The 12,089-nt window shown below is 39.0% G+C and carries 13 protein-coding genes; 9 read left to right on the forward strand and 4 right to left on the reverse strand.

The window, feature by feature from the left end; all coding sequences use genetic code 11:
- Positions 1-2: 2 nt before the first annotated feature.
- Positions 3-617: a ribosome biogenesis GTP-binding protein YihA/YsxC gene (gene yihA, locus JKG61_RS11335; RefSeq protein ID WP_202103090.1), complete on the reverse strand. Its 615-nt coding sequence runs from the start codon at positions 615-617 to the stop codon at positions 3-5.
- 100 nt (positions 618-717) lie between these two features.
- Here yihA and JKG61_RS11340 point away from each other — a divergent pair, with 100 nt between their 5' ends.
- The 4 genes from JKG61_RS11340 to JKG61_RS11355 all read left to right on the forward strand — a co-directional run bounded on the left by JKG61_RS11340 (position 718) and on the right by JKG61_RS11355 (position 4,634).
- Entirely contained in the window at positions 718-1,638 is a 921-nt protein-coding gene (locus tag JKG61_RS11340; RefSeq protein ID WP_202103091.1) for an ABC transporter ATP-binding protein, read from the forward strand.
- Positions 1,635-2,969 carry an ABC transporter permease gene (locus JKG61_RS11345; RefSeq protein ID WP_202103092.1) on the forward strand — a complete coding sequence of 445 codons (1,335 nt, stop codon included), beginning with the start codon at positions 1,635-1,637 and terminating at the stop codon, positions 2,967-2,969. The genes JKG61_RS11340 and JKG61_RS11345 overlap by 4 nt, the downstream gene beginning before the upstream one ends.
- Positions 2,970-3,004: 35 nt before the next feature.
- Complete coding sequence (gene nhaA, locus JKG61_RS11350) at positions 3,005-4,183, forward strand: Na+/H+ antiporter NhaA (protein ID WP_202103093.1); 1,179 nt, start codon at positions 3,005-3,007, stop codon at positions 4,181-4,183.
- 112 nt (positions 4,184-4,295) lie between these two features.
- Complete coding sequence (locus JKG61_RS11355) at positions 4,296-4,634, forward strand: DUF2853 family protein (RefSeq protein WP_202103094.1); 339 nt, start codon at positions 4,296-4,298, stop codon at positions 4,632-4,634.
- Between the two features lie 43 nt (positions 4,635-4,677).
- Here JKG61_RS11355 and JKG61_RS11360 read toward each other — a convergent pair whose 3' ends face one another.
- Positions 4,678-5,187, reverse strand: a complete 510-nt coding sequence (locus tag JKG61_RS11360; RefSeq protein ID WP_202103095.1) for a lipocalin-like domain-containing protein — start codon at positions 5,185-5,187, stop codon at positions 4,678-4,680.
- 116 nt (positions 5,188-5,303) lie between these two features.
- On the opposite strand from JKG61_RS11360, the gene JKG61_RS11365 reads away from it, so the two are divergent.
- Positions 5,304-6,182, forward strand: coding sequence for a cupin-like domain-containing protein (locus tag JKG61_RS11365; protein ID WP_202103096.1), 879 nt, complete (start codon positions 5,304-5,306; stop codon positions 6,180-6,182).
- A gap of 9 nt (positions 6,183-6,191) precedes the next feature.
- On the forward strand, positions 6,192-6,569 hold the full coding sequence (locus JKG61_RS11370) for a YchJ family protein (protein ID WP_202103097.1): 378 nt from the start codon (positions 6,192-6,194) through the stop codon (positions 6,567-6,569).
- A gap of 302 nt (positions 6,570-6,871) precedes the next feature.
- Here the strand turns inward: JKG61_RS11370 and JKG61_RS11375 are convergent, their stop codons facing one another.
- Positions 6,872-8,782, reverse strand: a complete 1,911-nt coding sequence (locus JKG61_RS11375; protein ID WP_202103098.1) for an amidophosphoribosyltransferase — start codon at positions 8,780-8,782, stop codon at positions 6,872-6,874.
- 317 nt (positions 8,783-9,099) lie between these two features.
- Between JKG61_RS11375 and ygiD the strand changes: the two genes are divergently transcribed.
- Complete coding sequence (ygiD, locus tag JKG61_RS11380; protein WP_237249455.1) at positions 9,100-9,993, forward strand: 4,5-DOPA-extradiol-dioxygenase; 894 nt, start codon at positions 9,100-9,102, stop codon at positions 9,991-9,993.
- A gap of 19 nt (positions 9,994-10,012) precedes the next feature.
- On the opposite strand, the gene JKG61_RS11385 is transcribed toward ygiD, so the two are convergent.
- Positions 10,013-10,351, reverse strand: a complete 339-nt coding sequence (locus JKG61_RS11385; protein WP_202103099.1) for a Rieske (2Fe-2S) protein — start codon at positions 10,349-10,351, stop codon at positions 10,013-10,015.
- A gap of 125 nt (positions 10,352-10,476) precedes the next feature.
- Between JKG61_RS11385 and JKG61_RS23170 the strand changes: the two genes are divergently transcribed.
- Both JKG61_RS23170 and JKG61_RS11395 read left to right on the forward strand, forming a co-directional pair.
- Complete coding sequence (locus JKG61_RS23170) at positions 10,477-11,460, forward strand: helix-turn-helix transcriptional regulator (protein WP_202103100.1); 984 nt, start codon at positions 10,477-10,479, stop codon at positions 11,458-11,460.
- Between the two features lie 38 nt (positions 11,461-11,498).
- A complete protein-coding gene (locus JKG61_RS11395; RefSeq protein ID WP_202103101.1) occupies positions 11,499-12,089 on the forward strand; it encodes a GNAT family N-acetyltransferase in 591 nt (196 codons plus the stop codon).

Raw genomic sequence — 12,089 nt, forward strand, 5'->3', positions numbered from 1 at the left:
AGTTACGAAACAGGAGGTACCATAAAATCCAGATTTATAGCATCAATTTTTTCCAATATAGGATCCAAGCCCACCTTCTCCTCAGAAGAGGTTAAAAAACGTGTAGGCACCTCTTCAAACCATTTGAGTAAAGCCCGTTTGAACTTTGCCATATTTTGATCAGACTTAACTATGGATTGTTTATCTGCTTTGGTAAAGATCAACATAAAAGGTAATCCTTTTTCTCCAAGCCAGCAGCAAAAATCCAAATCTATCTTCTGTGGTTCTAAGCGACTGTCAATAAGAACAAAAATACACTGTAGGTTTTCTCTACTTAAAAGATACTTTCGAATGAATTTTTCCCACTCGGATCTATTTTTCTTAGACGTCTGCGCATACCCGTAACCAGGTAAATCGACCAAATACCAAGTATCATTAATTATAAAATGATTTATGAGTTGTGTCTTTCCTGGCTTTTGAGAAGTTTTTGCGAGACCTTTTTTATTAGTCAATGCATTGATCAATGAAGACTTACCAACATTGGAACGACCTATAAAGGCATACTCAGGCAATGTAGGATCTGGCAATTTATCGACGTGTGTATTACTACATACAAATTCTGCGGATTTGATAAGCATAGACAAAGGTAAAATTTAAATTAAGAAATTAAAAAAGGCTTTAGGATCCCTTCAAAAAGCTATAATAATTTTAGTATTTTAGTCGCTTACAAAAACCGATATGCTAGAAATCAAAAATATCGTCAAACAATATGCCAACCACCGTGCATTAGATGACGTATCTTTATCTATACCCGAAAGCAAAATTTTTGGATTACTGGGACCAAATGGAGCTGGGAAAACGTCATTAATACGAATAATCAATCAGATTACTGCCCCCGACTCTGGTGAAATACTATTTGACCACCAACCGCTATCTGGCCAGCATATCGCACAGATAGGCTACTTACCTGAAGAAAGAGGACTATACAAAAAAATGAAAGTCGGCGAACAGATGATTTATCTGGCGCAGCTCAAAGGACTTTGTAAAAGTGATGCTCGGAAAAGGCTAAATTATTGGTTTGAAAAGTTAGATATTGGAAGTTGGTGGGATAAACGTATTGAAGACCTGAGTAAGGGTATGCAACAGAAGGTTCAGTTCATAGCGACCGTATTACATGAACCAAGGCTTATCATTTTAGATGAACCTTTTTCCGGATTCGACCCCGTTAACGCACAAGTAATCCAAGATGAAATACTTGAACTTAATAAAAAAGGTGCGACTATAATTTATTCTACCCATAGAATGGAAACCGTAGAGGAGCTTTGTGACAATATCGCCCTCATAAATAAGTCGAAGAAAGTCCTCGATGGCTCTGTAAGGGATATTAAGAAGAAATACAACAACCAAACCTACTTAATAAACTATCTACCCAGTACCTTATCCGTAGATGAATTATCGAATGAAGGTCTATTTGATATACACGCTCACATACCCAATCAAGATGATGATCAATTGAGAATCAGACTACATGCAGATAGTACATTAAATGACACTATCCGCCACTTTTTGGATAAAATTCAAATCACACAAATCAAGGAAATAGTACCTTCTATCCATGATATTTTCATCCAAACTGTATCCAAAACTCCTAGCATATGAATAAGATACTTTTAATCCTACAGCGTGAATACATGACCCGCGTCAGAAAGCGCAGTTTTCTATTGACCACTTTTCTAGTTCCTCTGTTTTTTATAGGGATGTATGTCGGGATTATATTCCTTACCAAAAAGAGTTTCGAGGAAACTCACACGACTGTATATATCGTTGATCAACATGGAGAAATTGGGCCTTTATTAAAGTCAGCAAAGAATATAACTTACATATCTAGTAATAAAGATTTACAGGAACAATTATCCAGCCTTAACAACGAAGATAAGAATACCAGTATTTTAGTTATACCAAAAGATTTCACTAACCATCCAAACGTAGAGTTCTTGGCTTCTAATAAACCGAACGTAAGTACTCAAAATGATATTAAATCCAACCTGAGCGATATTTTAAGGGATTTTAAATACCAAAGTCTGGGTATCAATACAGACAGTCTTAAAAATATAAATACCACTGTGAGCATAAACGCCAAAGAAATCACGTCTGATGGCACAACTAAAGATAGTAATACAGAAATCGCTATGGGAATAGCACTAGCTTTATCTATACTTGTTTACATTTCCTTATTCCTATATGGCTCACAGGTCATGCGGGGCATCATCGAAGAAAAGAGCAATAGAATCATCGAAGTTATTATTTCGTCCGTAAAGCCCTTTCAACTCATGATGGGAAAAATAATTGGTATTGGGCTCGTTGGGCTTACACAATTTGTCTTATGGATTCTCTTGTCTTTCGTCCTTGCGGGTATAGCATCTACTTTTTTTGTTTCCAAGAGTGAATTGAGTGAACAGGTTATGGGCGCTCAACTGCAAGATAATGGTAGCGAAGCAATAGCAAAATCGGGCAATGCCATGAACAGCATATCTCCAGAGGCATGGGCCATGTTACAATCGGTTAATTTTACGGAAATCATCGTTTGTTTTTTTATATTTTTCTTGGGTGGATATTTAATATATAGCGCCCTATTTGCAGCGGTCGGTTCAGCAGTCGATAGCGAGACCGAAGCCTCACAGTTTACTATGCCTATTACCATGCCCTTACTTCTCACTTACGCCCTCTCTTTTGGCGTTTTGATGAATGACCCACACGGCGCAGTCGCGACATGGCTGAGTTTCATTCCATTTACTTCTCCTATTGCTATGTTGGTTAGAGTCCCCTTCGGTGTCCCGCTTTGGCAGATTATAGTTTCTGCATTGCTGCTTATTATCGGATTCTTACTCACGACATGGGTTGCCGCACGTATTTATAGGGTCGGCATTCTCATGTACGGAAAAAAAGCTAGCTATAAAGAGATTGTAAAATGGTTTCGATATAAAAGTTAATTACCTTTGTGCCTCAAATTAAATTTTAGCACCTCATGTCTAAACTTATCAATCTACGATCATTTAAAAACTTCTTTGAATCAAGCTCCGGTGGTGGTATTCTACTATTTGTATGTGTATTACTTGCATTGGTCATTGCTAACTCCTATTACAGTGATGCTTTAACCGGTATCTTGAACACATCATTTGGTTATGAAAATGACACTATTCATCTTAAGTATTCCCTCAAACAATGGATTGATGATGGATTGATGGCTATTTTTTTTCTTTTGGTCGGATTAGAAATAAAAAGAGAGTTGGTCGAAGGTGAACTAGCCTCTCCCAAAAAGGCTGCCTTACCTATTTTTGCGGCCATAGGAGGAGCCTTACTTCCGGCAGGCATATATGCTATACTCAATCACGGGCAACCTACTGCGCATGGCTGGGGGATTCCAATGGCTACCGATATTGCATTTGCTCTCGCAGTCATTTCTCTATTGGGTAACCGGGTCCCCGCCAGTCTTAAAATTTTCCTGGCAGCCTTGGCCATAGTAGACGATTTATTAGCCATACTAGTTATTGCTATTTTTTACTCGAGCGCCTTACATTATACTTATCTGTTAATCGCTTTAGGATTGTTTTTATTGCAGCTACTCTTTAATAAAATCGGCATCAAAAATCTGATTTTCTATGTCGTTCCCGGAATCTTTATGTGGTATTTTATACACCATTCGGGTATACATGCCACTATAGCAGGCGTTTTAACAGCGATGACTATACCGACCACGCCTGACGATAAAGAATCTCCACTCGAGCGTTTAGAACACCTTTTATCGAAACCCGTCAACTTTATTATTATTCCGCTATTTGCTTTTGCAAATACAGCTATTATACTGCATCACGAAATGATTCAAGGTCTGACTTCATCGATGGGATTAGGTATTATCCTAGGTTTACTAGTGGGCAAGTCTATAGGAATACTATCCACCTGCTGGCTCTGTGTCAAACTGGGTATCTCTTCTCTTCCAGAAGGGGCCAGCTGGAAACACATGTTTGGTGTCGGTCTCTTAGGAGGTATAGGGTTTACAATGTCCATCTTTGTAGCGATGTTATCATTCGACGATGCCCTACACATTGAAGAGGCTAAATTGGCTGTTCTTTTGACATCTTGTGCAGCTGGTCTACTAGGCTATTTCTATCTTGCATTGCTAGGCAAACAAAATAAACAGCTATAGAATTAGCACTACAATCTAAATTTATATTCTAAGTATGTTTGTTATTATAAGATATTATTGATTAATTTTAAGGTAGTATTAATCATTAGTGTTTAAATAAACTGGAATAGCAATGAGTAAATTAGATGAAAAAGTTGCAGCATACGTTGCAGAAGCAAAAAAATTAAAACTTGATCTTGACGAAAATCTTATCGCCTCGGTAACTAAGGGGTTGGGTCCGTCTATTTACAAAGCTGATGCGGAGACAGTAGCAGCTTCGGACAAAGCTGAAATCGACCGTTTAAAACAAAATTTCTTAGTTAAAAAATTAGGTTTAAAAGATGACGTGAAATTAGACGTTGCAATTGACGAAGTGATAGAAGCTGTAGGCAAATCCAACAAAAACAAATATAGAGCTCTTATATATGCCCTATTAGTGAAAAAATTCAAAAAAGAATCTGTTTATAAATAGTTATAGCGAAAACGGCGAAAGAATTTCTTTCGCCGTTTTGCTTTTAATTATCAGCTACAAAAAAGTTCATTAGCGCATCTTCTTCTATTACGGACATATCAAAGTCTTTTCCAATGCGTTTCCAGGTCATGTGTGCATGTATCATCCTTCCACCCGAGTTGATGGGTTCCAGAGATTTCTGAAATAAGACATCACCATCGAAGTCTAGCTTACGTACATGTCGGGTACCCTCCCAGTTGGGAAAGAAGGAACTCTCAATATCGTAGATCACATGAGCGTTTCTATTATCTATGGTGTATCGACCGCTAAAAGCCAAGTAGCCCTTTATTCGTTGTTCCGCTTCTTCGACAGTGACATTCATACGGTCGTCCGAAACACAATTTAGCTGCTCTCGGCTAGAAATCTGCACAGCCATATAGCCATCCGGACCGTAAAGCAACAATCCTTTGGGTGTTTTTCCATAGGGGAAAGAAGAATCCACACCATCTAAGGGAACTTCTATATAAGAAAGCAGCTCCCATGTGCCTATTATTTCATTTTTTATTGATGTCATTTTTGAGGTTGTTTAGTTAACAACGCTTAAAGTTCCAAAATAGTTTAGATGTAAAGTTGTATTTTTGTCATAAAAACTCAAATATTTATTACTTTTATATCCAAGCATGTAAGTATATGATTTTATCGCAGGTCGACACGGTTCAAGATATATCCAAAGAAGTTTTTTTGAAGACGTATTTCATTCCGCAGAAACCGGTTTTGATTAAGGGGTATGCAAAGCAGTGGCGCGACTTCGACAAATGGAACCTAGACTATATATACGAAAAAGTAGGCGAACAAGAAGTGGGTCTTTATGATAATAAGCCTGCCGATCCCAATAGAGCAACTGATGAACCTATAACCCACATGCGATTCCGGGATTACATCAAACTCATAAAGCGCCAGCCTTCCGATTTTAGAATATTTTTCTATATCATCACAGATCATCTGCCAGAATTGCTCAAAAACTTTACCTATCCCGATTTAGGCTTTAAGTATTTCAAGCGAATACCTACCCTCTTTTTCGGAGGAAGCGAAGCCCGTGTTCTTATGCATTATGACGTGGACTTGGGAGATTTGTTACATTTTCAATTCGAGGGAAAAAAGCGGGTGCTCCTATTCGCTCCAGATCAATCTGCATTTCTATATAAGGTTCCCTTATCCGTTCATACCGTTTATAATATCGATTACGAGCATCCCGATTACAAGCAGTTTCCGGCATTGAAATATGCACAGGGATATGAGATTTTCATGGAGCACGGAGACGCCTTGTTTATGCCTAGTGGATACTGGCATTTCAATCGTTATCTGGAAGCAGGTTTTTCCATCACATTACGTTCCTTTCCTACTGGACCGCGGCGTTTGCTAAAAATGCTGAACGAAGTATTTATCATCCGCTATACCGATAAGTTAATGCGGAAAGTATTCAAGAAGAAATGGGTTGATCGTAAGCAAGAAAAAGCTTATGAGAATAGTCAACAAGCATTAAACAATTATTTAAAGAAAAAGAACTAATAGTTTTATATGACAGTCTGTTATTGTGGAAGCGCCAAAGATTTTGAAAACTGTTGCTCACTAATACATAGCGCCTCCCTCTCCGCATCTTCGGCCGAGATATTAATGCGAGCCAGATATAGTGCATTTGTCGTTGGGGATGTCTCTTTTTTATACAACACCTTTCACCCCTCCACGCGCCGGTACCAGAGCAAACAAGATATTAAAAACTGGTCTACGCAAAATAAATGGCTCAAGTTAGAGATCATAAATAGCACACAAAATACGGTGGAATTTCGCGCGTCTTATAAAGACCAAGCCAACGTACAGCATGTACATCATGAAAAGTCTAACTTCAAAGAGTTACAAGGACAGTGGTACTATATTGACGGTCGATTAATTCAATAGCGGTTAACACAAACTTAACACAGTGTTAATTCATCAATAACAAATACAGCCTATATTTGTCATAACAAAAGTAAATGTTATGATTAAAGATTTAGAAATCACAAATTTAGAACACATCATCGATAGTGCAGAATGGCTTTACGACGGTGATGATTTCGCAATTCTAGAAGACTAGAAATGCGATATGTACTTAAACAGCTATGTTTAAGTATACTATTATTAGCGCCTCATTCAGTAATTCATTTATATAGCAAAAGGTTGAAAAACCAAAAATCCCCGATTTTATCGGGGATTTTCTTTTCTTATCTGCTAAAATAAGCTCTGACATTCTTTCCTTCTACCCAATTCATAAAGGCCTTATTGACCACTTTATTTCCTCCGGGAGTAGGATAGTCTCCCGAGAAATACCAGTCTCCCCGATGATTAGGACAAGCCTTATGCAAATTATCCAATGTCTGAAAAATAACAACCAGCTCTGCATTCAAATCGTGCGGTCTTACAATCCTTGCGATTTCAGCAGAAATCTCCTCATCAGTAAAAGGTTCATAGATTGCTTTTACGTAATTCTCGATTTCATTTTTCGGTTTCACAATAGAAGCGATACATTTCTGATAAACTTCATCAATAACATGGGACATTCCTTTTCGTTTCAGCAGATTGATTGCTGCCTCAAAAGCGACAAACTCTCCCATTCTCGACATATCAATACCATAACAATCCGGATAACGGATCTGTGGAGCCGATGATACGATTACGATCTTCTTAGGATGTAGACGATCCAAAATAGTTAATATAGACTGCTTCAATGTCGTCCCCCTTACGATAGAATCATCAATAGCGACAATCGTATCTTCATGATCACGTACGATACCATAAGTTGTATCATAGACATGCTGAACCATATCCTGTCTATCTGCATCTTGCGTAATAAAGGTACGTAGCTTTGCATCTTTTACATTCAACTTCTCAAAGCGAGCATGTATACTCAGGATATCGTCCAATTCCTGATCTGATATTTTCTCGTTTCTATTTAATAGGATGTTTTTCTGATAATCCCTTACATACTTACTCATTCCTTCCATCATACCATAGTAGGATACCTCCGCAGTATTAGGTATAAAAGAAAATACCGTATTTTTGATATCGTTGTCAATCGCAGTCAACACTTGGTCACACAACAATTTACCCAACGATTTACGCTCTTGGTAAATATCTGCATCCGAACCTCTAGAGAAATAAATACGTTCGAAAGAACATGATTTTTGCTCAACAGGCTGTCTAAACATCTCTTGCGAAATTGAACCATCCTTCTTGGCAATCAGTGCGTGTCCGGGTTTGATTTCTTGTACCGCGTCCAATGGAATATTAAAAGCCGTCTGGATCACAGGCCTTTCTGAAGCCACAACCAATACCTCGTCATCCTGATAGAAGAATGCTGGACGGATACCGGCAGGATCACGCATTACAAACGCATCGCCATGCCCTAGAATACCAGCTATGGTGTAGCCTCCATCCCATGTTTTAGCTGAACGAGTCAATATCTTAGCGACATCAAGATTCTTTCCGATCTGGGCAGAGATCTCTATATTGGAGTAGCCTTCTTTTTTGAACTGATCGAACAGCTCTTGATTCTCATCATCCAAAAAGTGACCAATCTTCTCCAGCACAGTGACTGTATCTGCCTGCTCTTTAGGATGTTGACCTAAATCATAAAGTTGTTGCAATAACTCGTCAACATTAGTCATGTTGAAGTTACCTGCAACCACAAGGTTACGTGTCATCCAGTTATTTTGTCTCAAAAATGGATGGCAACTCTCAATACTATTTTTACCATGCGTACCATAGCGCAAATGCCCCAACAATACTTCACCTGTAAAACTAACATTGTCTTTTAACCATTGGGTATCCTTAGATTCCTTTGGATACGCCTTACTTACTGCGGCAAATTTCTTTTGAACATACTCAAAAATATCTGCCACTGCACTTGATCCCATAGCCCTATAGCGGCTTATGTATCGATTCCCTGGCTTGACATCAAATTTAATTGTAGCAATACCAGCCCCGTCCTGTCCGCGGTTATGTTGCTTCTCCATAAGAAGATACAACTTATTAATACCGTAGTAAGGAGTTCCATATTTTTCCTGATAATATGAGAGGGGTTTTAATAGTCGGATAAGTGCAATACCACACTCGTGTTTTATAGCGTCACTCATAGCTTGAATTGATGATGCAAAGGTACAAAAAATCGACCTCTTACTAAAACGTGCTTGCTTTTTTTTGCGTAAAAAACTTTCATCTGACATAATCACTTTCTTATCTTTAGGCTATGGATCTATTATTCAAGTTCTATAAAGTGGATAAAAAGTAAGTTAAGCCTGATTTCGAAGAATTGATAATCGGCATTAACGGGCAATTATCCCATTTTACCGATTACAAAAAACAACGATTGGAAGCGCCCTTTATCACTTTTGTTACAAAGGGAAAAGAATACCGTATACAGTAAATATATACACACAAAACGTCAGAAAGAATGGAAAGTAGGAATAGAACACAATTTCTTGTTGCTTTATCAGCGCTTCCTTTAGCAGGAGCCGTTGTCAAGCCAAGTGCATTACGCGTCTTTGCCGACAAATTAGATAGTGCAGACAAAATGCCTGTGCTCTTTCTCGGGCATGGCAGCCCCATGAATGCTATCGAGGACAACGAGTTCGTTCGGGGATTTAAAAAAATCAGCAAAGAAATAGAAAAACCGCGCGCTATTTTGGTAATCTCCGCCCATTGGGAAACCCGTGGCACTTACGTTACAGCAATGGAAAACCCCACGACAATCCACGACTTCGGCGGCTTTCCACAAGCGCTTTTTGATGTACAATACCCCTCTCCTGGTTCGCCCGAGCTCGCTTCACTGACCAAAGATATTGTTAAATCCACGGAAGTTCATCTGGATGAGAAATGGGGACTTGATCACGGCTCTTGGTCTGTCATAAAGCACCTCTATCCCCATGCCGATGTACCCGTTATTCAGATGAGCATAGACTATACACAGCCAGCTAGCTATCACTATGCCCTAGCCAAAGAATTAGCTCAGCTGCGTCGAAAGGGCGTGCTTATTGTTGGTAGCGGAAATATGGTCCACAATCTACGCATGGTTTCCTGGTCACATATAGATACAGCAGGCTATGCCTTCGATTGGGCAAAACAAGCCGATGATAGGATGAAAGAATATATAATGGATGGAAATCATCAGGCCTTAATCGACTACAAAAAACAGGGGCAAGAGTTTGTATTGGCTATTCCGACTCCTGAGCATTACCTACCGATGTTGTACAGTTTGGCACTTCAGGATAAAAACGAAGACATACATATATTTAATGATCAAGCAGTGGCTGGCTCTCTCACCATGACCTCGCTCAAGATAGGCTAATCGTACTAGAATAGTCAAGTCATATCCAGGAGAAAACCCGTTTCAGCAAGCTTTTCCGAACATCTATATACCATTTACCCTCTAAACATTTTAGAGGGTAAATGGTGATAAAATTACCTTGTCCTTCAAGACCTCTCCCCGTTCTCAAATCAAACTGCTGTCTATGGTATGGACAGGTTACATAGCCATCCCGACACCACCCCTGATCTAAAGGAGCTCCCGCATGTGGACATTTCCTAGAAAAAGCTATCCAACTTCCTTCGTTAAATACCAAGCAGAAAATCAAGCCAGGAACCATTGCCTGCCTTATCCGGCCATCAGTCTGCAAATATTCTGGAGAAATTTCAATCCAAGCCATGGTGTAAATTTACAAAATATCAACGCAGTAAAGAAAGAGTAAACTATGGGCATATATTTTTAAGCTTCTATGCCGTAAATACAAAGCATTTTTTCTAAGTTTAACTGCATTAAAAATGATTAAGTGTGTCCATTGATTTAAAAAAGAGATTTGACCGGATTGTAGAGATACTCATTCAATTACAGTCGAAAAAGGTGATTAAGGCGCAAGAGCTTGCCGAACGCTTCGAAGTAAGCTTACGAACGATATATCGCGATATTAAAAGTCTAGAACAAGCAGGGGTTCCTATTATAGGAGAAGCAGGTACAGGATACTCGCTTATTGATGGATACCGGCTCCCCCCTGTTGTCTTCACCAAAGAAGAAGCCATGAGTTTTATAGGGGCTGAAAAGCTAATGGAAAAATTTACCGATAAAAAACTGATGTCGGATTATAAATCCGCTATGTATAAAATAAGGGCTGTATTAAAACACAATGAACGCGATTCGCTAAGTGCTATCGAGAATCATATAATCATGGGAAAATCAAGCTACGACACCTTCAATCAATCGGTGCCTCATGCATTACAGACCCTCTTTGAAAGCTTAGCCCACAAACGGCAGATAGCCTTATCCTATAAGGGTGCAAATGATCAGAATCCGCAAACCCGAACCATAGAGCCGATTGGCTTATTCCACGAAAACAATTTTTGGTATATCGGAGCTTATTGCTTGAAGCGTGATGATTACCGTCAGTTTAGAGCAGATCGGATTTTCACCATAGAAATATTGTCGAACACCTTCACAAAAAAACATATTACATTAGCTGAACTGCTAGAAAATCGAAACAGCCAAATCGTAGCAACTCCGGTACATATCCGTGTCGGCCTCGCGACAGCTCCACATTTAGATTGGCAAAAAAAGTATTTTGGCTTCACTCATGAGAAGAAAACAGAGGACTATGTCGATCTTTTCTTTGACCTAAAGAGTTCTCTTGAATATTTTGCACGATGGTTTATGATGTTTGCCGACGACGCTACCATTCTAGAACCCCCAATCCTCAAACAGATGGTAGCAACGATACTAAACGAGAGTATCACCCGTTTTAAAAATCCAATAAAGGCATTATAATTGCTGTATAGCTACGTAATTAGAGCCTACATAATACCATGCAGCACAAAACTCCAAACCAACCAGTCGAAACGATCAGTCTTTGCGAAGATATATGCCTTGTACCAAGCTGTGAGGAGCATGCGACCGCTCTTTTTGATGCTATTGATACGAATAGAGCATTTCTGAGCCGTTTCCTTCCTTGGGTCGATCACACACAGGCGCTGTCTGATACCGTATCTTATCTTCAATATGCCATAGCGAACAATGCAAAAGGCAATGAACTTACGTATAATATTTTTAGAAACAACACACTTATCGGAAGGATAGGCATCCATCAGATCGATAGGACTAATGACAACGCGTCTATCGGATATTGGCTTGTTGAAAAGGAGCAAGGAAATGGCATTATAACCAAAGCCACTGAAATGATTCTGAAAATAGCATTTAAAGACCTTGGTTTTCAACGAATCGAAATACTTACGGCTACTAAAAATAAAAGGAGTTCAGCTATTCCGCTACGGCTGGGCTTCGTACATGAAGGTGTGTTAAGGCAAATGGAAAAACATGGAAACACATATTTTGATTTAAACATCTTTTCCCTGTTAAAACAGGAGTGGAAAAAACAGAAAAGGAATATAATGGGTTAA

The organism is Sphingobacterium faecale (assembly GCF_016746095.1).
Lineage (GTDB): Bacteria > Bacteroidota > Bacteroidia > Sphingobacteriales > Sphingobacteriaceae > Sphingobacterium > Sphingobacterium faecale.